General features: G+C 60.1%; 23 protein-coding genes and 1 tRNA gene. 8 read left to right on the top strand and 16 right to left on the bottom strand.

The window, feature by feature from the left end; all coding sequences use genetic code 11:
• Window positions 1–12 precede the first annotated feature (12 nt).
• Window positions 13–1,686, top strand: a complete 1,674-nt coding sequence (locus B5G16_RS09940) for a SusD/RagB family nutrient-binding outer membrane lipoprotein (protein WP_087263590.1) — start codon at window positions 13–15, stop codon at window positions 1,684–1,686.
• A gap of 21 nt (window positions 1,687–1,707) precedes the next feature.
• Entirely contained in the window at window positions 1,708–3,405 is a 1,698-nt protein-coding gene (locus tag B5G16_RS09935) for a BACON domain-containing protein (protein ID WP_087263589.1), read from the top strand.
• Window positions 3,406–3,813: 408 nt separating this feature from the next.
• On the opposite strand, the gene B5G16_RS09930 is transcribed toward B5G16_RS09935, so the two are convergent.
• From B5G16_RS09930 to B5G16_RS12895, 4 genes are all read right to left on the bottom strand, one after another.
• Window positions 3,814–4,086: a DUF721 domain-containing protein gene (locus B5G16_RS09930; protein ID WP_087263624.1), complete on the bottom strand. Its 273-nt coding sequence runs from the start codon at window positions 4,084–4,086 to the stop codon at window positions 3,814–3,816.
• A 14-nt stretch (window positions 4,087–4,100) separates the two neighbouring features.
• Window positions 4,101–5,189: a DNA replication/repair protein RecF gene (recF, locus tag B5G16_RS09925; protein WP_087263588.1), complete on the bottom strand. Its 1,089-nt coding sequence runs from the start codon at window positions 5,187–5,189 to the stop codon at window positions 4,101–4,103.
• 149 nt (window positions 5,190–5,338) lie between these two features.
• The gene (locus B5G16_RS12900) at window positions 5,339–5,746 is read right to left on the bottom strand and encodes a helix-turn-helix transcriptional regulator (protein WP_239406079.1); all 408 of its coding nucleotides are present in this window, start codon (window positions 5,744–5,746) and stop codon (window positions 5,339–5,341) included.
• The gene (locus B5G16_RS12895; RefSeq protein WP_239406078.1) at window positions 5,722–6,120 is read right to left on the bottom strand and encodes a hypothetical protein; all 399 of its coding nucleotides are present in this window, start codon (window positions 6,118–6,120) and stop codon (window positions 5,722–5,724) included. Before B5G16_RS12895 ends, B5G16_RS12900 begins: the two co-directional genes overlap by 25 nt.
• A gap of 153 nt (window positions 6,121–6,273) precedes the next feature.
• On the opposite strand from B5G16_RS12895, the gene B5G16_RS09915 reads away from it, so the two are divergent.
• The 3 genes from B5G16_RS09915 to ribH all read left to right on the top strand — a co-directional run bounded on the left by B5G16_RS09915 (window position 6,274) and on the right by ribH (window position 8,299).
• A complete protein-coding gene (locus B5G16_RS09915) occupies window positions 6,274–6,945 on the top strand; it encodes a YczE/YyaS/YitT family protein (RefSeq protein ID WP_087263587.1) in 672 nt (223 codons plus the stop codon).
• A gap of 121 nt (window positions 6,946–7,066) precedes the next feature.
• The gene (locus tag B5G16_RS09910; RefSeq protein WP_087263586.1) at window positions 7,067–7,753 is read left to right on the top strand and encodes a tetratricopeptide repeat protein; all 687 of its coding nucleotides are present in this window, start codon (window positions 7,067–7,069) and stop codon (window positions 7,751–7,753) included.
• Window positions 7,754–7,768: 15 nt separating this feature from the next.
• Window positions 7,769–8,299 (top strand): 6,7-dimethyl-8-ribityllumazine synthase, encoded by a 531-nt coding sequence (gene ribH / locus B5G16_RS09905; RefSeq protein ID WP_087263585.1) that lies wholly within the window; start codon window positions 7,769–7,771, stop codon window positions 8,297–8,299.
• Window positions 8,300–8,821: 522 nt separating this feature from the next.
• Here ribH and B5G16_RS09900 read toward each other — a convergent pair.
• The 3 genes from B5G16_RS09900 to B5G16_RS09890 all read right to left on the bottom strand — a co-directional run bounded on the left by B5G16_RS09900 (window position 8,822) and on the right by B5G16_RS09890 (window position 13,353).
• Window positions 8,822–10,024: an OmpA family protein gene (locus B5G16_RS09900; RefSeq protein ID WP_087263584.1), complete on the bottom strand. Its 1,203-nt coding sequence runs from the start codon at window positions 10,022–10,024 to the stop codon at window positions 8,822–8,824.
• A 173-nt stretch (window positions 10,025–10,197) separates the two neighbouring features.
• Entirely contained in the window at window positions 10,198–12,753 is a 2,556-nt protein-coding gene (locus B5G16_RS09895) for an adenosylcobalamin-dependent ribonucleoside-diphosphate reductase (protein WP_087263583.1), read from the bottom strand.
• A 225-nt stretch (window positions 12,754–12,978) separates the two neighbouring features.
• On the bottom strand, window positions 12,979–13,353 hold the full coding sequence (locus tag B5G16_RS09890; protein WP_087263582.1) for a RidA family protein: 375 nt from the start codon (window positions 13,351–13,353) through the stop codon (window positions 12,979–12,981).
• A gap of 74 nt (window positions 13,354–13,427) precedes the next feature.
• Here B5G16_RS09890 and B5G16_RS09885 point away from each other — a divergent pair, with 74 nt between their 5' ends.
• Entirely contained in the window at window positions 13,428–13,856 is a 429-nt protein-coding gene (locus B5G16_RS09885; protein ID WP_087263581.1) for an META domain-containing protein, read from the top strand.
• Window positions 13,857–14,074: 218 nt separating this feature from the next.
• On the opposite strand, the gene B5G16_RS09880 is transcribed toward B5G16_RS09885, so the two are convergent.
• The 5 genes from B5G16_RS09880 to B5G16_RS09860 form a co-directional block, all read right to left on the bottom strand.
• Complete coding sequence (locus tag B5G16_RS09880; protein WP_087263580.1) at window positions 14,075–15,073, bottom strand: malate dehydrogenase; 999 nt, start codon at window positions 15,071–15,073, stop codon at window positions 14,075–14,077.
• 28 nt (window positions 15,074–15,101) lie between these two features.
• Window positions 15,102–15,698 (bottom strand): recombination mediator RecR, encoded by a 597-nt coding sequence (gene recR / locus B5G16_RS09875; protein WP_087263579.1) that lies wholly within the window; start codon window positions 15,696–15,698, stop codon window positions 15,102–15,104.
• Window positions 15,699–15,711: 13 nt separating this feature from the next.
• Complete coding sequence (locus B5G16_RS09870) at window positions 15,712–16,557, bottom strand: tetratricopeptide repeat protein (RefSeq protein WP_087263578.1); 846 nt, start codon at window positions 16,555–16,557, stop codon at window positions 15,712–15,714.
• A 7-nt stretch (window positions 16,558–16,564) separates the two neighbouring features.
• Entirely contained in the window at window positions 16,565–18,418 is a 1,854-nt protein-coding gene (locus tag B5G16_RS09865; RefSeq protein WP_087263577.1) for a BatD family protein, read from the bottom strand.
• Window positions 18,419–18,650: 232 nt separating this feature from the next.
• Entirely contained in the window at window positions 18,651–20,264 is a 1,614-nt protein-coding gene (locus B5G16_RS09860) for a fumarate hydratase (protein ID WP_087263576.1), read from the bottom strand.
• A gap of 191 nt (window positions 20,265–20,455) precedes the next feature.
• Here B5G16_RS09860 and B5G16_RS09855 point away from each other — a divergent pair, with 191 nt between their 5' ends.
• Window positions 20,456–21,457, top strand: a complete 1,002-nt coding sequence (locus B5G16_RS09855; protein WP_087263575.1) for a class II fructose-bisphosphate aldolase — start codon at window positions 20,456–20,458, stop codon at window positions 21,455–21,457.
• 112 nt (window positions 21,458–21,569) lie between these two features.
• On the opposite strand, the gene B5G16_RS09850 is transcribed toward B5G16_RS09855, so the two are convergent.
• The 4 genes from B5G16_RS09850 to B5G16_RS09835 form a co-directional block, all read right to left on the bottom strand.
• Window positions 21,570–21,830: a hypothetical protein gene (locus B5G16_RS09850; RefSeq protein WP_087263574.1), complete on the bottom strand. Its 261-nt coding sequence runs from the start codon at window positions 21,828–21,830 to the stop codon at window positions 21,570–21,572.
• Window positions 21,827–22,525, bottom strand: a complete 699-nt coding sequence (locus tag B5G16_RS09845; protein ID WP_087263573.1) for a hypothetical protein — start codon at window positions 22,523–22,525, stop codon at window positions 21,827–21,829. Before B5G16_RS09845 ends, B5G16_RS09850 begins: the two co-directional genes overlap by 4 nt.
• A gap of 104 nt (window positions 22,526–22,629) precedes the next feature.
• The gene (locus B5G16_RS09840; protein WP_087263572.1) at window positions 22,630–23,604 is read right to left on the bottom strand and encodes an alpha/beta hydrolase; all 975 of its coding nucleotides are present in this window, start codon (window positions 23,602–23,604) and stop codon (window positions 22,630–22,632) included.
• Between the two features lie 89 nt (window positions 23,605–23,693).
• Window positions 23,694–24,644, bottom strand: a complete 951-nt coding sequence (locus tag B5G16_RS09835) for an NAD-dependent epimerase/dehydratase family protein (protein ID WP_087263571.1) — start codon at window positions 24,642–24,644, stop codon at window positions 23,694–23,696.
• 111 nt (window positions 24,645–24,755) lie between these two features.
• Between B5G16_RS09835 and B5G16_RS09830 the strand changes: the two genes are divergently transcribed.
• Window positions 24,756–24,827, top strand: a tRNA-Thr gene (locus B5G16_RS09830).
• Window positions 24,828–25,057: the final 230 nt, after the last annotated feature.

Below are 25,057 nucleotides of genomic sequence, written 5' to 3'. Positions count from 1 at the left end.
ACGATGCAAGCCATGAAATACTTGAAACATACGCTCTATGCCGCAGTGGCCGCACTCGCCGTCACCACGGCCTGCACGGGGGATTTCGAGGAGTACAACACCAACCCCAACAAGCTGACGCAGGGCTCCATCACCCCCATCTCGATGCTGGAACCGCTGCTCTATTCGGCAACCAATTCGTTCGACAACTACATGCTCGCCATCGCCAACGAGATTTCGCAGGTGACCGTCGCCAAGTCGACGCCCCGCCGCGAGCACTGCTACAACCTCAGCAACCAGAACTTCCAGCAAATCTGGAACCTCTGCTACAAGTGGGCCAAGAACGCCGACCACATGTATGACCTGGCCGTCGAGCAGAACCAGCCCAACTTCCAGGCCATCGGCCTCACACTGAAGGTCTACTACATGTCCATCTGCACCGACATGTTCGGCTCGGTGGCCTACACCGAGGCGCTGAAGGGCGACGAGGGCATCCTCAAACCCCGCATCGACTCCCAGAAGGAGGTCTACGAGGCGATGATGGCCGACCTGGAGACCGCCAACTCGCTCTACAACCCCAGCCAGGAGATGGAGGACCCCGCGAAGGATGCCATCTATGCGGGTGACATCACCAAGTGGCAGAAGTTCACCAATACGCTCCACCTGCGTCTGCTGATGCGTGTGAGCGGCCGCAACGACGCCTTCAACCCGACGGTCGGCGACCGCATCCGCGCCATCATCGACAACCCGACGACCTATCCCGTCTTCACGTCGAACGCCGACAATGCGACGGTGAAGTTCTCGGGCACGGCGACCTACTACCGCAACTACTTCAACACCACGACCTTCCCCAACGACACGAGTCTTTCGGGCGACCACCATGTGGCCAGCCAGTTCCTGGGCATGATTTACAACGCCGAGACGGGATTCGCCGACCCGCGCATGTATGTCTGGATTAAGCCCCGCTACGTGAACAACGAAATCCGCGAGATGGTGGGCGCCCTCTCGGGCTGCACCATCGAGTTCAACTCGAACTCCATCCGTTCGGACAAGGAGCCTTACCTCCACTACGAAACCCTCGTGCGCGACACGAACCCCAACCGTCTGCTCGACTACGACGAGCTGCTCTTCATCAAGGCCGAGGCGGCGATGAAGGGATGGATTGGCGGCTCGGCCCAGGAGTACTACGAGGCGGCCGTCACCGCATCGTGCGAGAAGTGGAACGAATACGGACAGTATGCCGCCTATCCGGTGCTCAACGCTTCGGGCGAGGTGGTTCTGTCGACCGTATCGATTGGCTCCAAGGAGATTGCGGCCTTCCTGGCCAGCGACGAGGGCAAATGGGACGGCACGGAGCAGCGCCTGGCCGAGCAGAAGTGGCTGGCACTGTTCTGGGTGGTCGGCTTCCAGATGTACCACGAGATGCGCCGCACGGGTTATCCCGAGTGCATGACCGGCGAGGGTACCGTCGACCTGGGTTACACCGACGGCAAGTTCATCGCCCGCTACGCCTACCCGCAGATTGCCATCGCCAACAACCGCGCCAACTACGAGGCCGCCTTCGTCGAGCAGGGAGCCACGCTCAACGACAACAACATGATTCTGCCCGTATGGTGGAGCGGCCAGGCCGTGGCCAAGGATGCCGGCACGCCGTGGGAACACTCGTTCCGTCACAACATCATCGCCGACGAGAGTCAAATCGAATAATCCTTCAACCGTAGAACGATTATGAATACCAAAGATTTATACCGCAAGATACGCCGAGGGGCAGGAGCCGCAGCGCTTCTGCTGGCGACGCTGCTGACCGGAGCGTGCAACGACGACGACACGTCGACGGGAAGCCCCTACTTCCGCCTCGAGAATGTCGTTGTATCGAGCAAGATGGTCACCTCCTCGTCCGAACTGGGCTTCGATGTCGAGGCCATGGTGGGCGACCCGACACTCGAACTCATCCGCTACGACATCCGTTCGAACTGCGACTGGACGGTCGAGGCCAACTCGACCGACGCCGACTGGCTGCTCATCTGGCCCGACCACGGTTCGGGTGACGGCAAGGTGCGCTTCTGCGTGACGGACAACGACAATCCCGACCCGCGCGCCACGACGGTCGTCTTCCGCTATGCCGACGGCCGTCAGACCGAGGCAACGCTGGCCGTCAAGCAGGCCGCCAACGTGCCCCATATCACCATCTCGGTCAACAACTCGCTGACCAACGAAATCGTTGCCGGTCGCTATGCACAGAGCTACGACATCAGCGTCAACGCCAACGTCGACTTCTTCTACTCGCTCGAAAAGAACGACTGGGCGACGCTGACCGAGACGGGCAACGGCCAGTTCAAGCTGGATGTTGCCGCCTATCCCGAACAGCCGACCGAGCTCGAGCGCAGCTGCGCCATCACCTTCAAGGGTGTGGGCGAATATGAATCGACGACCAGCCGCATCGACATTCTGCAGACCATCACCCCGAAAATCGAGGTGACGAGCGAAGACCTCGACACGTCGGACAACTCGCTGCCCCCCTTCGCCGCACAGGGCGCCAAACCGATTTCGGTAACGCTCAAGTCCAACTGGGACTGGTCGATTGTCGAGGAGGCCGACGCATGGTACAGCGTATCGCCCGCCGCCGGCGAGGCCGACCAGGAGTACACGCTGACCATCACGCCGACCGACAACACGGGCGACATGCGCTACGGTCTGGTCACCATCCGTACGGTCGAGGTGCTGGGCCAGAGCGGCATCTTCGAAATCACGATTTCGCAGGAGACCGGTTCGGGCTCGAGCGCTCCGATGACCGGTCTGGACAAACCCGTCGAGTGGTTCTTCAACGGAGCCTCGGGCACCGACTACACCACGCCGACCAAGCAGTTCGTCGAGGAGAACAGCCTGCGCGCCGTCTCGGGTGTCGGCTACCTCTCCTTCACGCACACCTACGTCGACAGCCAGGGCAATCCCGACCCCGACTGCGAGCGCTTCATCGGCGGTACGGGCCAGCCCTACGTGACGGGCGTATGGCCGGGTGACTACTGGCTCTTCAGAGTTCCGGTGAAGAACTTCAAGGCCGGCACGAATGTCCGCTTCTCGGGCGTAAGCCGTATCTCGGGTACGGGTCAGAAGTACTGGAGACTCGAGTATCTCGACGGCACGACGTGGAAGGCCGCCAGCGAGCTCAAGACGACCACCTTCAACGGCGAGGAGGTATCCTATACCCACATCCTGCCGACCAGCACGCCCAACCTGGAGGTTTCGGCCACCGTCTCCTTCAAGCGTGCAATCCCCGACGGCGAGGTACAGTTCCGCTTCATCTGTGCCGCCAACTGCACGGGCGGCAACCTGGCGCTGGAGAATCCCAACGGCGGTACCTGCCGCTGGGCCAGCTCGGTGGACACGGGTTACAAGGACAGCCCGCGCATCGAAGTGGTCGAATAAACCGACTGCCGACAACCAAAGAGCGGTGTTTCCCTGCGCGGGAGACACCGCTCTTTGCATTTCGCCCGCCATCCCGACTGCGTAGGCGGCAGATTGGCTCGATGACAGGATGCGGCGATACGCCGGACAGACAGGCCGGAGCTTATCCGGAGGCGAGCCCCGGGAATGCGGAAGCAGAGGCGCAAAAGGACCCGCCGGAGAAGTCGCAAACAACATCCGGGGGAAGACCGGGAAGAGACCGGAGAAAGAGGGAAAGAGGGATAAAGAGGATAAGGAGGAGGCCGCAGCAGCAGCGCCGTCACCGGGCCACGACCGAGGAGACCGCCGCAGCGTCACCGGGCCACGACCGAAGATACCTGCCGCAGCGCCGTCAGCGGGCCACGACCGAAGATACCTGCCGCAGCGCCGTCAGCGGACCACGACCGAAGAGACCAGCCGCACACCCGAGCGGCGGTTGATTTCGTCGCGCAGCGCCTCGCGCTGATAGAGCAACTCGGAACGCAGCACGCTCGAACGCAGGCGTACGTAGAGCACGCGGTTCTCCAGACGCAGCTCGACAGTCTGGCGGGCCGCCTCCTCGCCGACGATGTCGCGCCACGTGTCGGGCAGCTTGCCTTCGGCCACCTTGGCGGCGACATAGGGGCGCTTGAAGAACTCTTCGAGCAGGTCGCCCATCAGCATGGTCTTCGTCCGTCTCATCGGGTGATTGTTCCGTTCTCGACCTCGAAAAGCGAATAATCGGCCCCCGCACGGTCGAGAATCGAGCGCAGGCGCGTCTTGTTGCAGTCGGAGATGAAAATCTGGCCGAACTTCTCCTCGGAGACGAGGCGGATGAGCTGTTCGACCCGCCCCGCATCGAGCTTGTCAAACAGGTCGTCGAGCAGCAGGATGGGGCGTTCGCCGCCCGCCTCGGCCACGACGGCGTACTGCGCCAGCTTGAGGGCGATGAGGAAGGACTTCTGCTGCCCCTGCGAGCCGTACTTGCGCAGCGGATAACCGCCGATGCGAAGCACCAGGTCGTCGCGGTGGATGCCCGAGGTGGTATACTCGTTGGCCAGGTCGCGGGCCCGCGACGCCTGAAGCAGCTCCTCGAACGGCCGGTCGTTGAGCTCCGAGCGGTACGTCAGCTCGACCTGCTCGCGGTCGCCCGACAGCCGGCGGTAACACTCCTCGACGACGGGCTGCAGGCGGGTGACATACTCGCTTCGCCGCGCATGGATTAACCGCCCGTGTTCGGAGAGCTGACGGTCGTAAATCGAGAGCATCGTCTCGTCGGGCATGCTCTTGAGCAGGCGGTTGCGCTCGGCCAGCACGGCGTTGTAGCGCATGACGGCAGCCAGGTAGGGCCGGTCGAGCTGCGAGATGAAGGCATTGAGGTAGCGGCGCCGCTCGTCGGCCGCATCGCTGATGAGCGCCGTATCGGCGGGCGAGACTATCACCACGGGGACAAGCCCCACGTGGTCCGACAGACGGTCGTACTCCTTGCCGTTGCGCTTGAGCACCTTGCCGCCCTTGCGCGCAAACGAACAGACGACCTGCTCGGTACGCCCCGCATCGGTCTGGTAGAGCCCCTCGACCACGAAGAAGTCCGCCCCGTGGCGGATGCTCTGCCCGTCGGTCATGCCGAGCGACGACTTGCACATCGAGAGGTAGTAGACCGCCTCCATGATGTTGGTCTTGCCGGCTCCGTTGTCCCCCACGAAACAGTTGATGCCCGGGACGAGGCTGAGCTCCTCCTGGGCTACATTCTTGAAGTTGAGCAGCGACAATCGTTTCAGATACATGGCCTGTGGGACAGCACCTGCGGGCGCACCTTCCACCTGCAAAGATACGACATGCGCGAGGGAACACCAAATTTATTTCTCATCACGGCCCGCAATCCCGCACGGCCAACCGGACGGAGCACCCGGCAGGCACAGGCCGACGCGCCGGGCTACAGGCCGCGCTGACGCCGGAAAGCGAGCGGCGTACAGCCGACATGGCGCCTGAAGAACTTGCAGAAGACGGCCGTATCGCCGAAACCGAGCCGTTCGGCCACCTCGCCCACCTGCAACATCGTCGAAAGGAGCAGCGAACGGGCCTCGGCCAGAAGCAGCTCGCTGAGGATGTCGGTCACACCGCGTCCGGTCTCGGCCCGAAGCACCCGCGTGAGGTACTGGCGGCTCACGGCCAGCCGGTCGGCATAGAATCCGACGGTATGCTCCTCACGGAAATGCTGCAGGGCAAGGGTGTGGAACTCGTGGAGCAGCCGCTCGCGGCGGCTCACATGTTCGCGCACGACGGTCCGGCGGACGACCGAGTCGGCGATGTCGAGCATCAGCGTCTCGCAGAGCAACTGCACGCGCCGCCGCAGGAAGCGACGACCCGCGAGACGGTACGCGCCAGCGACGGCACCTCCTTCCACAGCGAGGCGGAGAGCGACAGGGTGATGAACTCGATATCGGGCGTCGCATAGCGGTGGTCGGTCAGATAGCCCGGACCGTGCAGCAGCAGCGTCCCGGTCTCGAGCGGCACGGCCCAGCCATTGAGCCGGATATCGGAGCGTCCCGCCAGCAGCAGCACCAGAATCAGTTCGCGGTTGAAGTAGCGTTCGCCGAGCGGATGATGGATATCGTCATACCGGCTCATGAAGCAGACCACTTCGTTGCCCAGGTGGGGCAAACTGGGCCAGCGATGCAGTATCTGGTCGATGTCGCAGGTTCGCAATTCACTCATTCGGGTAGCATTTTTCATCATAAAGATAGGCTTTTATTTCCAATTCGACAAAAAATGGCCGTTTTCTGCCAACTCATTCTGCGGAAAATTCGGGACCTTTGCACGTCGGTTTCCGGCCGAGGCCGGAGGCCGCCGAAAAAAAAGACTTCGCCCATGGAATCCAAACAACTGGCCACCCGTTACGCCATTTTCATCGGAGGGCTCTACCTTCTGGCCCTCGGCATCGTACTCATCGTCCGCTCGTCGCTCGGGACAACCCCCATATCAAGCGAAAACTACGTACTGAGCCTCCACACCCCCATCTCGCTGGGATGGTGGACCTTCCTGACCAACCTGCTGCTCATCGGCGGACAGTTCTGGCTGTTGCGCGGCCGCAGAACCCGCCGCGACACGGTCGAAATCCTGCTGCAGCTCCCCTTTTCGTTCCTCTTCACGCTCTTCATCGACCTGAACATGGCGCTGACCGCAACGCTCCGTCCCGACGGCTACCTCGCGGCCCTGGGGCTACTTCTGTGCGGATGCCTCATCCAGTCGGCGGGCGTGGTGCTCGAACTCAAGCTGCGCGTGGCGATGATGAGCGCCGAGGCCTTCGTCAAGTATGCCGCACAGCGTTACGGCATGGAGTTCGGCCGCGTCAAGGTGCGTTTCGACGTCACGCTGGTGCTCATTGCCGTGGCGCTCGGCCTGCTCTTCTCGGGCCGTATCGAGGGGGTGCGCGAAGGGACGGTCATCGCAGCCTGCATCACGGGCCACATCGTCTCGTTCCTCAACGGCAAGGTGATGACGCGCCGCACGCTCGGACGGCTGCGTTCGGCGCTGAAATAGGCGCACTTTACGCTGCTGCGCGCCGCAAAAAAATCGGAGTCCCGCATTGTACATTCTGAATAGTTTTGTATCTTTGCTGCCTACTGTGTGAAATTATAAACCCAAAACACCGATATTTTTTATGGCAAAGGAGCAAGTCGCCGCGCAGGAAGCACTCGGCACGGCGATGAACAAAACGGAACTTTTCTTCGAGAAGAACGGCAAACTGATGTCGTACATTTTCATCGGACTGCTCATCATCGCAGCCCTCGTATTCGGCTACCGCAGCCTCATCGTGCTGCCGCGTGCCGAGAAGGCCGCCGAGATGATTGCCCAGGCGCAGTCGCGCTTCGAGGCCGAGAATCCCGACTATGAGCTGGCCCTCAACGGCGACGCCAACGGCGCCGGTTTCCTCGACGTCATCGACCAGTACGGCTCGACCCCCTCGGGCAATCTGGCCAAGCACTATGCCGGCATCTGCTACCTGAAGAGCGGCGACCTGGAGAACGCAGCGCTCTATCTGGCGAAGTTCTCGCCCGTGAAGGGTCTGCCCGGCGCTCTGGTCAACGCCCAGAACTACGGTCTGCAGGGTGACGTGGCCGTCGAGCAGGGCGATTATGCCGCAGCCGTGAAGTTCTACGAGAAGGCCATCGCGGCAGCCGACAACAACATGACCGCTCCGCTCTACCTCCGCAAGGCAGGTCTGGCAGAGAAGGCCCAGGGCAACAACGCCGGTGCGGCCGCCTATTTCCAGCGCATCCTGGACACCTACCCCTCGTCGATGGAGGCCCGTGAGGCCGAGAAACTCCTCGGAAGCATCAACCAATAACATCCGCGCGACAAGATGGCAACGAAAAACCACAACCTTTCGCAGTTCGATTCTCCGTTGCCTTCGGCCGCCGACATGCGCTTCGGCATCGTCGTGGCCGAGTGGAACCGCGAAGTGACGGAGGCGCTGCTCGAGGGAGCCGTCCGGACGCTGCGCAGCGCCGGATGCCCCGACATCAACATCCAAATCAAGTATGTTCCCGGCACGTTCGAGCTTTCGCTCGGCGCCCAGTTCTTCGCAGAATACACCGATGTGGATGCCGTCATCGCATTGGGCTGCGTCGTTCAGGGTGACACGCGCCACTTCGACTTCATCTGCCAGGGCGTCACGCAGGGTATCACGCAGCTCCAGATTCAGTGGAACATGCCCATCGCTTTCGGCGTGCTGACGGTCAACGACATGCAGCAGGCGCTCGACCGCTGCGGAGGCCGCCTGGGCAACAAGGGCGACGAGGCTGCAGCTGCAGCCATCCAGATGGTGAAGCTCCAGATTGACATGGAGGCCGCTTCGCCCAACCACGAGCCCGACCGCCGCAACATCAACTGACGAAACGGAGCTACAGAAAACGTCGACAAAAGGAACGGGGGACCGAACATCATCGGTCCCCCGTTCCTTTTATCCCGTGCAGGAGCCGTCCACAACTCCCGCCTCAACTGTACAGGCCGACATCTCTTCCAATCGGCAGCATACGTCGCCCCTCTACCCGCGAAAAACGCCCGAAACAGAGCATGCACCATCCCGCACCGGCTCTTCCGAAGGGTTTCACACGCGCAGCCAGCGCCCTCCGTACAGCCATGACCATACCCGGTCCATTCGAACACCGGCAGCCGCAGGCAGCGACTCCCCTGCCCCGAAACCTCCCCATCCATCGCTAGACATCCAGGTTCCGCTATCCATACCCCTCTCCGGAAGCGCCCGCACAAACGCACACGCAGCCTGCCTCGGGAGATTGCCGCCGCATAACCCCACCCCTCCCGAGACGACCTGAGAAGACAAAAAAACGCATCCCGCATTTGATGCGGGATGCACTCTTTCGACGGAATCCGCCGAGCGGACTACTTACCGGCCTTACTTGATAATCACGGCACGGTTGGCCTGCTGGTTGTTTTCGTAGATGTTGGCTTCGTTGCCCTTGCCCTCGTAGGTCAGCTGCTTGGGGTTCACACCGCATTTTACGAGGTAGTCGTAAACACTCTTGGCGCGGTTCTCCGCCACCCGCTTGTTGCCGGCCGGCGTACCCGTCTGCTGGTCCGCGTGGCCCTCGATGCGGTAAACCCGATCCTTCGGACCGTTCTTGATGACATCGGCCATCAGTTCCAGGCGCGTCTTCTCTTTCGAGGAGAGTTTCGACATGCTGTAATCGTAGAGGATCACCGACGTCGGGCTCAACGTATTCGCGTTGCGTGCAGCAGCCGCTTCCGCAGCAGCCTTGGCCTCGGCCTGTGCGGCGGCAGCCTCGGCAGCCTTCGCGGCATTCCGTGCAGCCGTCAGGTCGTCGTTCAGACGGGCATTCTCGGCCTTCGCGGCTTCAAGGGCGGCATTGCCTGCGCTCACCGCATCCTGAAACGCACGGATATCGTCGGCCGTATATCCCGGAACGCCGCGCTCCCAATGCCGCCGGTTGAAGCGGTAGGTGATGCCGGCCGTCGCCGAAAGACCGAAAAGGTAGGAGCCGTTCATGGCCGCCGGGCAGATCTCCGAGTTTACCAACAAGCCTTTGAGCTCGATATTGAAGTCGAAGGCCGGAGAGAGACGGAACTTGTTGAGCAGACCCGCCGTGAAGGCGAACGTCTGCGACGTCCCCGCCAGATTCTCCCGCTGGCTGCGGTCCGTAAAGTTGGAGGCCATGTAACCGAACCCGAAGAACGGAACCCCGTACCAGGCACGATCCTCCCGATAACCGCCGATCCAGTTCGAGGCGTTGATCAACACATCCGTATGAACGAACAGATAGGGCCACGTCATCAGGCCCCGATCGGCATCGAAGTTATTGAACCAGCCGCCCTGCAACTGTCCGCGGAACCCTACTACCGGGTGTATCCACTTCGTGACGGAGAAGTTGCCCTCAAACCCGAAACGATCCCCGAGTGCACCCGAGTTTCCGCTGTTCGAAAGAGCGGTACCGCCGCCCAGACCGGCCGATATTTCCCAGTTATCCCAAAATCCATTGGAGACGAATCCCGCAAAGCTCGGTTTCTTGGGCGTATCCTCCGCCCGGGCCGAAGCCGCGGCAAATGCGACGAGCGTAAAAGCGAGAATTAGTTTTTTCATCTTTCTCAAACAAAAAAAATCATTGCAATATGCAGGCGTAAAAGTACACATTTTTTAGACAAAAACGATCTTTTGCCCCCAAAAAAAGAGAAGAAACGACAACCCGGACAGCGAAAGAGCCCGGACGAGACGTCCCGGCCCTTTCAGATCACGTCCGCGATGACGCCCGAGCATCATCCGCACTTCGAGTAGCCGCACGACATGCAGGTCAGACAGCCGTTCTGGTAGGCCATGTTCTCCTGCCCGCAGCTCGGACACTTGCCCTTGGACTTCGTGCCGTCGAGAATGTACTGTTTCAGCGCCCGGCAGACGCCCGTCTTCCACGTATTGATCGACACGCTGTCCAGATGCAGCGACTCGATCAGCGAGACGGTCTTCTCGATCGGCATCCCGTGGCGCAAGACGCCCGAGATGAGTTTGGCATAGTTCCAGAACTCCTCGTTGAACAGGCGCGAGATGCCGCCGATCGTGTTCGTATAGCCGTAGCGATCGACATACTGGAAGTCGTAGCGCTTCGTGCCGTCCTCCTCGCGGACCTTGATGATGTAACCCTTCTTGATCTTCGGCGGGATGTACATCGCATCCTCCTCGATCTTTCCGGTGAAGATCTCATACGGACGTCCGTTCTGCAACCCCACGAAGGCGATCCAGTCCTCCGAACCGTTCTTGAAGCGCACGATGTCCGCCGGAATCGACTTCGGGCGTTTCAGCACCTCGCCCGGATGCTCCTCGCAACGCGACTTCTTGCCCTTGGCGTTCTTGTCCAGCAGCACGCCCGAGCGGCAGCCGTCGCGGTAGACCGTGACACCCTTGCAGCCGCACTCCCAGGCCGTGCGGTAGACATCCGCCACGAGCGCCTCCGAGACGTTGTTCGGCAGGTTCACCGTCACCGAGATCGAGTGGTCGACCCACTTCTGGATCGCGCCCTGCATCTTCACCTTGGCCACCCAGTCGATGTCGTTCGCCGTGGCGCCGTGGTAGGGCGAAGCCTTCACCCACGTATCGAGCTCCTCGTCGGTGATCGTCGCCAGTTTCGACGTGTCGTAGCCGTTCGCTTCCAGCCACTTCACGAAGTTGTGGTGGTAGACGTTGTACTCCTGGAACTTCTCGCCCGTTTCGTCCTCGTAGTCGACGTGCGTGTCGTGGTCCGAGGGGTTGATCTTCCGGCGGCGCTTGTAGACCGTGCGGAATACGGGTTCGATACCCGACGTGGTCTGCGACATGAGCGACGTCGTGCCCGTCGGCGCGATGGTCAGCATGGCGATGTTGCGCCGTCCGACCTTCGTCATCTCCTCATAGAGCGCCGGATCGGCCTCGCGGATCCGCGCGATCATCGGGTTGTCCGCCTCTTTGGCGGCATCGTAGATCGGGAAGGCACCGCGCTCGGCGGCCATCTTCACCGAAGCCCCGTAGGCGGCCAGCGCCAGCGTCTTCTGCACCTCCACGGCGAAGTCGATCGCCTCCTGCGAGCCGTAGCGCAGCCCCAGTGCAGCCAGCATGTCGCCCTCGGCCGTGATGCCGAGACCCGTGCGGCGGCCCTTCTGGGCCATCGTGCGGATCTTCTTCCAGAGTTCCAGCTCCACGCGGCGGACATCCATGTCCTCGGGATCGCCCTCGATCTTCGCGATGATCTGCTCGACCTTTTCGAGTTCCAGGTCGATGATATCGTCCATCATGTGCATGGCCTTGCCCACGTGGTTGCGGAACTTCTCGAAATTGAACTTCGCATCCGCCTTGAACGGATTGTCCACATAGCTGAACAGGTTCATCGCCAGCAGGCGGCACGAGTCGTAGGGGCAGAGCGGAATCTCACCGCAGGGGTTCGTCGAGACCGTCACGAAGCCTTCGTCGGCATAGCAGTCGGGGATGCTCTCGCGGATCACCGTATCCCAGAACAGCACGCCCGGCTCGGCCGACTTCCACGCATTGTGGATGATCTTCTCCCAGAGTTTCTTCGCGTCGATGTCCTGCTCGTACTTCGGCTGCTCCGCGTTGATCGGGAACTGCTGGTGGTATTTCTTCCCGGCCAGGGCCGCACGCATGAATTCATCGTCGATCTTGATCGAGACGTTCGCACCCGTCACCTTGCCCGTGTCGACCTTGGCGTCGATGAAGCGCTCGGCATCGGGGTGCTTGATCGAGAGGGTCAGCATCAGGGCGCCGCGGCGTCCGTCCTGCGCCACCTCGCGCGTCGAGTTCGAGTAGCGCTCCATGAAGGGGACGATACCCGTCGACGTAAGGGCCGAGTTGAGCACCGGACTGCCCGTGGGGCGGATATGCGAGAGGTCGTGGCCCACGCCGCCGCGCCGTTTCATCAGCTGCACCTGCTCCTCGTCCATGCGGAAGATGCCGCCGTAGGAGTCGGCCGGATGCTTGTGGCCGATCACGAAGCAGTTCGACAACGACGCCACCTGGAAATTGTTTCCGATACCGGTCATCGGACCGCCCTGGGGAATGACATACCGGAAATGGTCGAGCAGTTCGAACGCCTCGGCCTTCGACAACGGATTGGGGTATTTGCGTTCGATGCGTTCGATCTCGGCGGCGATACGTTCGTGCATCTCCCGCGGAGAACGTTCGTAGATGTTCCCGAAAGAGTCTTTGAGGGCGTACTTGCTCACCCACACGGTTGCCGCGAGGTCATCGCCGTCGAAGTAGGCTTTCGACTCGGCGACCGCATCGTTGTAATCGACCTTGCGCGGCGTCTCGGTGTTCGTGGTTTTTGACATAATTCCTTGATTCTTATCTATTTTTTTCCAATTTTTCATCTTCCCGACCTGCATCCCTGCCGACCTGCATCCCTGCCGGTGGAAAAGCCCGGTTTTACAAATTTCAGACTTTTCCCACGAAAAAGCCAGCCTGCGGAACCAAACTTATGCACAATTTATTTACAAAAGGCGAAAAGGCGCGCCCCAGGCTTCCGGAGCGCGCATGACCGCTGCGCGGACAATGATTTATTTCACCGCTACGGCGTCGATCTCGACCCGCGCGCCCATCGGGAGGGCCGCCACCTCGTAGCAGATCCGCGCGGGTTTGTCGCCCGTGAAGAACTCCGCATAGACGGCGTTCATGGCCGCGAAGTCCCCGATCGACTGCAACAGCACCGTCGTCTTCACCACATCCGGGAAGTCGTAGCCCGCTTCGCGGAGGATATGTCCGATGTTCGTCAGCGACTGACGCGTCTGGGCCTCGACACCTTCGGCCATGCGGCCCGTTGCGGCGTCGATCGGCAACTGTCCCGAAACATAGAGGGTCCCGCCCGTCTCAACGGCCTGGGAATAAGGCCCCACGGCTTTGGGGGCCTGCGGTGAAGCGATGATCTTTTTCATAGGCAAATGGATCGTTGGGACACCAAAGGTACAATTTATTCTCTATATTTGCAGCATCGCTCAATCGAAAAAACATGAGATTCATCTATCGAATCGCGGTAGTCGCTGGACTTGCGGCCCTTACGGCCGGATGCTGCAACTGCCGCTCCTACCAGAAGAAAACCCGACGCCCGCTCGTCGGCACCGAATGGCAGCTGGTCCAGTTAGGCGGCGAGACCATCCGCCCCGAAGAGGGTCGTTTCACCATCACGCTCTCGGCCGAGAACGGACAGCTCTCCGGCGTGGGAGCCTGCAACCGCCTCTCCGGGCCCTGCAAGAGCAACGACCGCCGGGGGCTGAAAATCGGCCCGCTGGCCTCGACCCGCATGGCCTGCCCCGATCTGAAACGCGAACAGGACTTCATCGAAGCGCTCGAATCGGCCACCCACTACGACATGGACGGCCCGATGCTGCTGATCCTCTCCGACGGCGAACTGCGCGCCGTCTTCCAGGCCAAGCCATAACCTCGTCAGGACGCCACACCGGGACATCACCGGGACATCGAACCGTATCCCGCACCGGGGCGCCACAGGAACGCCACCCCGGGACAAAACCGAGCCGTCGGGACACATCGCGCTCCGGGTCACCGCACTACACTCCGGATCCTGTACCGATGCCCTCACACGAAAAAGCCCTCCTCCCCGTCGGGGAAGAGGGCTTCGTCATACGATCGCCCGTGCGATTATTTCAGATGCGGGTTCAGCTCGCCCCACTTGTCGATAGCGGGCAGCACCCCCATCCCGATCACCTCGTCACGCAGCTTGCAGAGGTGCTCGTAGCTCTCCTGCAACTTCCTGTGCTCCTCGGGCGTGCCCTTCACATCCTTGTAGCGTACGCCCTCCTTCGTGATCTCGGTCTCCATGGCCATCAGGATGTGGTTGAACTCTCCGTTGTGCACATAGACGCCGGCCGGATAGGTGAACGGTTTGCCGCCCATGGCCGCAGCGATCATGCAGATCGAAATGTAGGCCGGGCTCTGGAACGACGAACGGCCCCGCAGGTCGATGATGTGCTTGCCGCCCTGGATCACGCGCTGTTGCAGATCGGCCCAGTCATTTTCGGGCATCTCCTTGCCGATCAGCTCCGACAGGGGACGTCCGGCCACCAGCGTCGTCGAGGCGAAGACGGCCATCTGCTCGCCGTGACCGCCGTAGGTGCGGCAGTTGCGGATCTCGTCGGGCGAGATCTTGAAGTACCTGGCCAGTTCCGAACGCAGGCGCGTCGAGTCCAGCGCCGCGAGGGTCGTCACCTGCGAGGGTTTCAGACCGCCGTAGATCAGCGTGATCAGGCCCGTGATGTCGGCCGGGTTGAAGATCACCACCACGTGTTTCACATCCGGGCAGTAGGCCTTGATGTTCTTGCCGAACTCCTCGGCGATCTGTGCGTTGCCTTTCAGCAGGTCTTCGCGCGTCATGCCCGCCTTGCGCGCAGCTCCGCCCGACGACACCACGTAGGCGGCGCCCGTCAGCGCCTCCCTGATGTCGGTCGTCCACGTGATGTTCACGCCCTCGAAGGCGCAGTGGTACAGCTCCTCGGCAACGCCTTCCAGCGCCGGACCGAAGGGGTCGTACAGGCAGATGTTCGGCGTAAGACGCATCATCAGCGCCGTCTGCGCCATGTTCGAGCCGATCATGCCGGCCGCACCCACGATCGTGAGTTTCTCGTTTGTCAGAAATTCCATAATTCTCTCTATTTTTTAGAAAACATGCTCATTCGATCTCCCGCCGGTTGCGCAGCGCATGCGTAATGGTCAGTTCATCGACGTATTCCAGTTCGTCGCCGAAGCCGATCCCCCGCGCTATCGACGTGATCTTCAAACCCGGATAGTGCCGCAGGCGGTTCATCAGGTAGAAGAGCGTCGTCTCGCCCTCCACCGAGGTCGAAATCGCCAAAATCACCTCCTTCACGCCCCCCGCCGCGATCCGGTCGCACAGCAGGTCGATTTTCAGGTCCGAGGGCGAGATCCCCTGCATGGGTGAAATCACGCCCCCCAGCACGTGGTACAGGCCCCGGTACTGGTGCGTGTTCTCGATCGACAGCACGTCGGCCACCTGCTCCACGATGCAGATCGTCGTGTGGTCCCGCTCGGGATCCGCGCAGATCGGGCACACCTCCTCGTCCGAGAGGTTGTTGCACCGCGAGCAGTACTTCACCTCGTTGCGGAAGCGGTCGATACTCTCCGTCATGCAGGCCACCGACTCCCGGTCCATCCGCAGCAGGTGGATCGCCAGCCGCAACGCCGTGCGCCGCCCCACTCCCGGGAGTTTCGACAACTCCCCGACAACGTCCTGCAAGAGCTTCGACATCCGAATCCGTCCGCTAAATCGTTTCGATCGTCTTCGATTCGAGCCACCCCTTCTTGCCGTCGGCGATCGTGATCTCGCACCATCCGTCGAGACGGTTCGTGATCTCCACCAGCGTCCCTTCGTGCAGCACGAAGAGGTCCGTGGCCGACCGGTCCGGCGAACTCTTCACGGCCGTCGAGAGCGACATCACCACCGCCTGCGAATCGTCGAGCATCTCCCGCCGCTCGCCCAGCGCGAACCACGTCGTCAGCATGAACACCACGGCCGCGGCCATCGTCCCGTAAAAGCCCGTCTTGCGCAGCGACAAACGGCGTGCCAGCAGGTAGCACAGGAAGAACGACAGCGCACAGACCAGCGCCAGGAGCGAAAGGATGCTCCAGGCCGTGCAGCTCATCGTATGGCGCACGCTCCGGGCCCACTGGGTCAGGAAAAACTCCGGGATGCGCTCGATGTTGTCCTTCGTGCGCGCCTCGGCGACTCCGAGGTTGTAACGGATGTCGTCGTTGCCCGGAGCCAGGCGCAACGCACGGCGGTAGTAGAGGATCGACTCGCCCAGACGCCCCTCCTTGAAGCAGGAGTTCCCCAGGTTGTAATAGAGCTTCACGGAGCTCAACCCCCGGTCGAGGATCTCGCCGTAGATCTCCGTGGCCGTATGGTAGTCGCCGTTGATATAGGCCGTATTGGCACGGTCCCACAGCTCATCGGGCGTCGCCTCCGAAGCCGGGGCATCCGCCTCCGGGGCCGGCGAGACTTCCGTCGCCGCGACATCCGCCGCAGCCACGCTGTCGGCGGCCTCCTGCGCCTGTACGCCGGCGGATACGCCCCAGACCCATGTCAGAAACAGAATCAGTCGTTTCATAATCCGTTCATCGTTTGATTGCGGACTCGATCCGCGAAATCAGGTTCACACCCTCCGAATAGACGTCCGCCATGCGGGCCGACTCCACCGGCGAATACTGCGCCTCGTCGCAGCGCGTGATGATATCCGTAAACCGCTGCGAATCATCCGCCGAGACGCCCCGCTTGTGCAGCTCCTCGCGGACGTTCTCCTTCGTGAGGTTCGCCATCGGAATGTTGAACTTGTCGCTCATGTACCCCCACAGGGCCCGCAGCATCTCCTCGTAGAAGGAGTGGCGGTTCTGCTCCTCCATGTAGCGCTTGGCCGTGCGGAAACGCTGCACGGCGACCTTGTTCGCCCGTTTGCCGCGCACCAGCGCCAGGTTCTGCGACTCGCGGATCCGGTGCCGAAGCGCCGCGTAGGCCAGCACGAAGAGCAGCAGAATGCACGCCAGCAGGATCCAGTAGGGGGCGCTGAACAGGAACGGAACGGATGCCGAACGCAGTTGTCCGCTGCCGATCTTGATGAAGCGGATGTCCTCGCCCAGAAGCTTCACCTCCTCCTTCGACATGCCGCGGCCCTGCATCACCACGGCGCCGCCCCCGCCCTGCGTATCGGGCGTGATTTCGAGGGGCTGGCTCTTCGACTTCAACGTCATGTAGGCCATGCGCTGCGGGTCGAAATAGGTGAATTCGACGGGTTCGAGCTCATAGGAGCCCTCGGCCCGCGCAATGAACGGGTATTCGAACTGCCGGTAGCCGGAGATCCCCGACGCCGAGGCGTTGATCGACTCCGTGGTCTTCACGTTATACAACTCGAACGACGAGGGCAGTTGCAGCTTCGGAGCCTGTACGAAGGTCAGGTTTCCGCGCCCCGAGATCTTCACCGTGATGTTTGCGCCCGAATTGGCCGCCAGGCGTTCCGACGGGAACTCCGTATCCATCGTGAAGCTTCCCACGGCGCCGCTGAAGCTGGCCGGAGCCCCGTCCGGAAGCGGTTTGACCGAGATCGTCGTCCGCTGGCTCTTCACCTTGCGCGGCACGTTCAGCACCTCGCGACCCGTTCCGAAGAAGGGGTCGGCATTCCGGCTCTGGATCACCACCTGCGCCACGACCGTCATCTCCACGGGGTCGATCGTCAGCGTCCCGACCTGCTGCGGATAGAGCAGGTAGTCGAGCAGCACGCGCGTCTCGTAGACCTTGCCGTTGTAGGTTTCGCGGCTCACCTGCGCACTGTTCGGGTCGGTGAGGTCCTGCGACCAGAAGCCGTTGAACGACGGCGCCGACTCGGGAACGATGTTCACGTAGGGTACCCGCGTATAGAGCTTGAAGGCCACGTGGATCGGCTCGTTCTTGTAAACCGACGAGCGCGACACCACGGCCCGCAGCAGGATGTCCTCCTTGCCGATCTGGTTCTGCACCTCGTCGCTTCCGCTGCCGGAGTGCCGGTCCCGGGGCTGCTGCCGGGGCTGTGCGCTCTCGCCCTCGTCCACGATCTCGATCGGAAGCGGCTGCGTGCGATAGGTCCTGCCGTCGACCTTGACCTCCGCGGCGCCGATCGTCACCGTACCTGCGGCCTGCGGCAACAGCACGTAGGTGTAGGTATGGCTGACGCTCTTGGTCATCGAGCCGTTGATGATCTGGATCGACGAACCCGTGGACTCCGCCGGGCCTGCAAGCACGTCGAAGCCTTCGAACGACGGAGCCTCGAACGACCCTCCGTCCGGCTTGGCATTGAGTGCGAACTCCACGCGGAACGCCCCGCCCACGGAGACCGTCAGCGGAGAGTTGGCCTCGAAGGTGACCTCCTCGTCGGCAAAGGCCGGGAAGACCACCAATGCGAAGAACGCCGCCAGCGATAATTTCGCAAAGAAAACTCTCATGTATTTTATCCGATAGATCGTTAATCGGACCTCCCGCTTCCCGTTCCGCACTCCGCAACCCGCTCCGCACCGTACGTCCGGAAACCGGAACCGGAAAGCCCGAAAAAGTGTTGTCATACCCCTTGCCGACCGCCGCGAAGGGTCCCCGGAAACCCGGAGACCCCGCTTACGGCCGCAAGTCCGAATTTACAACGCAAAGCGTTGCCGTTTAGTATCTCCGAAGGGCGGATTTTCAATGCTTGAAATCGGCAAAGAAGTCGTTGCCCTTGTCGTCGACGATGATGAATGCCGGGAAGTTCTCCACGTAGATCTTCCGCACGGCCTCCATGCCCAGTTCGGGGAAGTCCACCACCTCGACCGACTTGATCGAGTTTTTCGCGAGGATGGCCGCCGGTCCGCCGATCGACCCGAGGTAGAAGCCGCCGTTGGCCTTGCAGGCGTCCGTCACGGCCTGCGAGCGGTTGCCCTTGGCCACCATCACCATCGAACCGCCGTGCTTCTGGAACAGGTCCACATAGGGATCCATGCGCCCGGCCGTCGTCGGACCGAACGACCCCGAAGCCATGCCCTGCGGCGTCTTGGCCGGACCGGCGTAGTAGACCGGGTGCTTCTTGAAGTATTCCGGCATCGGCTTGCCCTCGTCGAGCATCTGCTTGATGCGGGCATGGGCGATGTCGCGCGCCACGATGAGCGTACCTTTGAGGTTCAGGCGCGTCTTGATCGGGTATTTCGTGAGGATTTCGCGCACCTTGTCCATGCCCTCGTCCAGGTCGATGTCCACCGCCGGCGACATGGCCGGAGCCTCGGCCGGCAGGAAGCGCGCCGGGTTCTTCTCCAACTCTTCGAGGAAGATGCCCTCGGGCGTGATCTTCGCCTTGATGTTGCGGTCGGCCGAGCAGCTCACGCCGATGGCCACGGGGCACGACGCCGCATGGCGCGGAGCGCGGATCACGCGCACGTCATGCACCAGGTACTTGCCGCCGAACTGCGCGCCCACGCCGCTCTCCCGGCAGATTTTCAGCACCTTCTCCTCCCATTCCAGGTCGCGGAAGCAGCGCCCGCCCTCGTTGCCCGACGTGGGCAGCTCGTCGAGGTAGCCGGCCGAAGCCTTCTTCACCGTCGAGAGGCACATCTCGGCCGACGTACCGCCGATGCAGAGGGCCAGGTGATAGGGCGGGCAGGCCGACGTCCCGAGGTCGAAGATATGCTGCTGGATGAACTTCGTCAGCGACTCCTCGTTCAGGAGCGCCTTGGTCTGCTGGTAGAGGAAGGTCTTGTTGGCCGAACCGCCGCCCTTGGTGATGAACAGGAACTCATACTCCATGCCGGGCTTTCCGCCGTAGATGTCGATCTGCGCCGGAAGGTTCGTGCCCGAGTTCTTCTCGTCGATCATCGTGAAGGGAACCACCTGCGAATAACGCAGGTTCCGCTCCTTGTAGGTCTCGTAGACGCCCCGGGCGATGCAGGCGGCATCGTCGGCCCCGGTCCAGACATCCTCGCCCTTGTGGCCGATACAGATCGCCGTACCCGTATCCTGACAGGTCGGGAGTTCGCCCTCGGCGGCCACGCACTGGTTCAGCAGCATCGTGTAGGCCACGAACTTGTCGTTGTCCGTCGCTTCGGGATCATCGAGGATGTTGCGGAGTTTTTGCAGGTGCGCCGCACGCAGGTAGAACGAAACGTCGCTGTAAGCCGCCTTCGACAGCAGTTCCAGACCCTTCGGGTCGACCTTCAGGATCTTGCGCCCGTCGCACTCGACGACCTTCACGTAATCCTTCGTCAAAAGACGGTACTTCGTTTTGTCCTCCTGAATCGGAAACGGTTCCTGATAGATGAATTCTGCCATGATCGTATGTATTTTGTGTGTTTGCCGGATGGGGTTCGGTTTTATCCATGCAAAAATACAAAAAACAATCCGGATTGCACAACTATTTCGGCCTCTCTGTTATTTTTTTCACAAAAAGAGGGCATTATTTAGATTTTTTAGTAAATTTGTGCGGTTTTTGATCGCCACAAATTTTTTAACACATATTAGCTATGGTATCGTTCAAGGAAATCGGCCTCGTAAACACCCGCGAGATGTTTGCCAAGGCCATCAAGGGCGGGTACGCCATCCCGGCCTTCAACTTCAACAACATGGAGCAGCTCCAGGCCATCATCCAGGCCGCTGCCGAGACCAAGTCGCCCGTGATCCTTCAGGTGTCGAAGGGTGCGCGCAACTACGCCAACCAGACCCTGCTGCGCTACATGGCCGAAGGCGCCGTGGAGTATGCCAAGGAGCTGGGCTGGGAGAAACCCCAGATCGTCCTGCACCTCGACCACGGAGACTCGTTCGAGCTCTGCAAGAGCTGCGTCGACATGGGCTTCTCGTCGGTGATGATCGACGGTTCGTCGCTGCCCTATGACGAGAACGTCGCCCTGACGAAGAAGGTCGTTGAGTATGCCCACCAGTACGACGTGACGGTCGAAGGCGAGCTGGGCGTGCTGGCCGGCGTCGAGGACGAAGTTGCCGCCGAGGAGAGCCACTACACCAAACCCGAAGAGGTCGTCGACTTCGTAACCAAGACCGGCGTCGACTCGCTGGCCATCTCGATCGGTACGTCGCACGGAGCCTACAAGTTCACGCCCGAGCAGTGCACCGTCGACCCGAAGACGGGCCGTCTGGTTCCGCCCCCCCTGGCTTTCGACGTGCTGGCAGCCATCGAGAAGGAGCTTCCGGGCTTCCCCATCGTGCTCCACGGATCGTCGTCCGTACCCCAGGAGGAGGTCGACACGATCAACAAGTACGGCGGCGCGCTGAAGGCTGCCGTAGGTATTCCCGAGGAGGAGCTGCGTCAGGCTGCCAAGAGCGCTGTCTGCAAGATCAACATCGACTCCGACTCGCGTCTGGCCATGACCGCCGCCATCCGTGAGGTCTTCGCCACGAAGCCCGCAGAGTTCGACCCCCGCAAGTACCTGGGTCCGGCCCGCGACAACATGAAGAAGCTCTACATCCACAAGATCAAGGAGGTGCTCGGTTCGGACGGAAAGGCCGAATAAGCGGAGTATCCTATACTGCATGAAAAACAAGCCGGGCAAATGTCCGGCTTGTTTTTATATATGATCAAAAAGAGAACTTCGGTTCTAAAAGTCCAAACGAGTTAACCGATTCTCAATCTGTATCAGGACGAAAGGTGGTATTATCTCCAATAATAAACAAGATTATCCAGGTAAGTAACGGAGAAAAAAAGAATGATAAAAGCACCCAACCCAAAGGATCACGATGTCTGTTCTTCGCCATTCGATACGCGATGTGTATACGCAAGAGATACACTAATCCCAATGCAACCGTACTCCCCAAAATAATCAGCAACACATCCCATACAAGCGGGTCAACAACCACACGGATCGTTTGTAGAATCAAGCTGGTCATCTTACCTTGTAGGATTTCAATTCGAATTTTACCTTGTATTTACGATCGGGATTTGTCGGAACTGCACCATTCTTATAATAGGCATAATGATCCCTATACCCATATCCATCCAGCGTGATACTCTTTACCATTCCAGATTCGATGGTTACAGACCTCGTAAAATCTTGATAGTCAAGCATATTATCACTCATATCATAGTAAATTATGCGGCCTGTTATACTCGATACGGTGCGGTCGGTATTGTTTTTGAAAGCAACAGTAGCCTCGGAGTTAACCCAGTCATGAGAATAATTAGCAAGCGTAATATCTCCGGACTTGCCTGATGGAGCCGTAGATGGAGTCGTAGATGGAGTCGTAGATGGAGTCGTAGTTTGCCGGGTGGTAGAGACTTGATGTGTCATGGCTGGCTTCGTGCTACCTTGCTTCAACTGGTTTACTTCACTACGCAACCTCTTCACTTCGTTTTGGAGCGCTTTCCATTCGGTTTCAGTCACTATGAAATCAGACGAAGATGTTGCGGCAACTTCTTCCACCGAATTTTCCTGCTCCATGATTTCAGGCGCACTTTCAATACGAATAAGTCCGGTCGCCCAAAAGATAATAAAAAGAATTATCGCAACACCAACAATGAGCAACATTTTAATAAAACAACCACCTTGCTCACTTCTGCCCTCGTTTATAGAATTCTCTCTCATAGTGCATCTGCAATTTATGGTTAAATTTGTGTTTTACAAATATATAAAATAAAATTTCAAATCTAACGACACTTGCAAATACTTTTGCACCTCACTCCATCCGTTTATTCCTGAACCGCCGGAATCCGGTCATCCGGAATATACTTCCCGACAAACTCCCCGACACGCCGGGTATACTCCTCACGGTTGTCGCGGTACGACAGGGCGTGGGCTGCGCCGGGAACCACCCACAACTCCTTCTCGCCAGGTTTCGCCTCATACAACGGATAGACCATCCACGTCGGCACGTAATCGTCGGCATCCCCGTGGATGAACAGCATCGGACGGTCGCACTTCGCCACCTGTTTCAGGGCCGAAGCCTCGCGGAAATTCCAGCCGTATTTCACGTCGCACAGCCCGCTCGCCACATTCAGCAGAGGGAAGGCCGGCAGCGAGAACTGCCCCTTCAACTCCTTCGCGAACTGATCCCACACGCTCGTATAGCCGCAATCCTCGACAAAACACTTCACGTAGGGCTGCTGCTCTTCGCCCGAAACCATCATCGTCGTCGCGGCGCCCATCGAGATGCCGTGCACGACCATCCGCGTCGCCCCGCCGAAGATCCCGTTGGCCACCTCCATCCATTGCAGGACGTCGAGCCGGTCCTTCCACCCCATCCGGATGGCCCGGCCCTGGCTCTCGCCGTGGTAGTAGAGGTCCGGCAGCAGGATATTGAAACCCAGATCGTGGTTGTAGAGGTAGCCGATCATCAGCATCCGCACGGCATTGTCCGTATAACCGTGGACGATAACCGCCGTGCGGTCCGTGGGCTCCGGCGCCCACGCATACAGGGCATGGAGCCGTTCGCCGTCGCGCCCCGTCATCGTCGTGTCGCGCAGCGCATCCCGTTGCCGGAGACTGTCGACCCACGATTCCAGAAAGGGATATTCCTCATACATATATTCATAAGAGGCGGCGTTCTTGGCCTCCATCGTCGCGTCGGGGCGCAGCGAATAGCGGAGCAGGTAGAGACTCCCGCCCACCAGGATCGCCGCCACGACCAGTATGACAAGGACAATGATGCGAATAATCCGTTTCATAAACTGCTCTGTTTTGGTTTATACGAAACGGCCGCCGGCGCAAAAATCCTGCCCCGACGACCGCTTTCAGACGTCAAGTCCCGGAAAAATCAGTTCATGCCCAGTTTGGCACGGATATGGGCCAGCATGTCGTCGGTCATCCGCGAAAGGTCCCATTCGGGTTTCCAGCCCCACTCCTCGCGGGCGCAGGTGTCGTCCAGCGAATTGGGCCAGCTCTCGGCAATCTCCTTCTTCACGGGGTCGATATCGTAGTTCATCGTGAAGTCCGGCAGCCGTTTCCGGATCTCGGCGCAGATGATCTCCGGGGTGAAGCTCATCGAGGCGAGGTTGAAACTGTTGCGGTGGACGAGTTTCGCGGGATCGGCCTCCATCAACTCGACGCACGCACGCAGCGCGTCCGGCATGTAGATCATGTCCATGTAGACATCGGGCGGAACGGGGCAGGTGAACTTCCCGCTGCGGATCGCCTCGTAGTAGATCTCCACGGCGTAGTCGGTCGTACCGCCGCCGGGGAGCGTAACGCTCGAAATGATACCCGGAAAGCGGACCGAACGGGTATCCACGCCGTATTTGTGGTGGTAGTAGTTGCCGAGGAGTTCGCCGGTAACCTTGCAGATGCCGTAGATGGTCGTCGGCTGCATGATCGTATCCTGCGGGGTTTTGTCCTTGGGGGACGTGGGCCCGAAGGCGCCGATCGACGAGGGGGTGAAGAGCGAGCAATGGTGCTGGCGGGCCACTTCGAGCGAATTGTTGAGCGCACCCATATTGACGTTCCAGGCCATCTGGGGGTTGCGCTCGCCGACGGCCGAAAGCAACGCCACGAGATTGAAGATCGTGTCGATATGATACCGGGCCACGACGGAAGCCATGGCCGTGGCATCGAGGGCATTCAAGACCTCGAAAGGTCCGTCTTCACCCAGATTCCGGCATTCGCGCATGTCGGTGGCGACGACGTTGGCGCCGCCGTAAATCCCACGCAGAAAAACTGTCAGCTCGGAACCAATCTGACCTCCGGCGCCTACTATCAGAATACGTTTCATCTGTTTTTGTTATAATTCGGTAGTAAAGATAGAAAATAATTGTGAAAAGCACACATTTTTTTGGTCTTTTCATTTTTCTTGTGTACTTTTGCACCACTCAACAAGGGAATTGCTGTTGTAGCTCAGTGGTAGAGCACTTCCTTGGTAAGGAAGAGGTCACGAGTTCAAGCCTCGTCAACAGCTCTGGAAGGCGTTGTAAAAAGACGCCAAAACAAGCAAAAAGCCTTATGTATCAATGATATGTAAGGCTTTTTCATTTTTGGCTGGTTCCTGAAAATGCATTCTCAGGCAACAAGTCCGAGACCAAATCGTGACCTGTTTTGCTCCGGACCGAAAACAGGTCACGATTTACGCACAATACACTGTTTTACACCGACTTGCGTCGCAATATCGCCCATGCTGCAAACGTTTGT

Source organism: Alistipes sp. An66, assembly GCF_002161445.1.
Classification (GTDB): domain Bacteria; phylum Bacteroidota; class Bacteroidia; order Bacteroidales; family Rikenellaceae; genus Alistipes; species Alistipes cottocaccae.
This window is presented reverse-complemented; position numbering and strand designations above follow the sequence as displayed.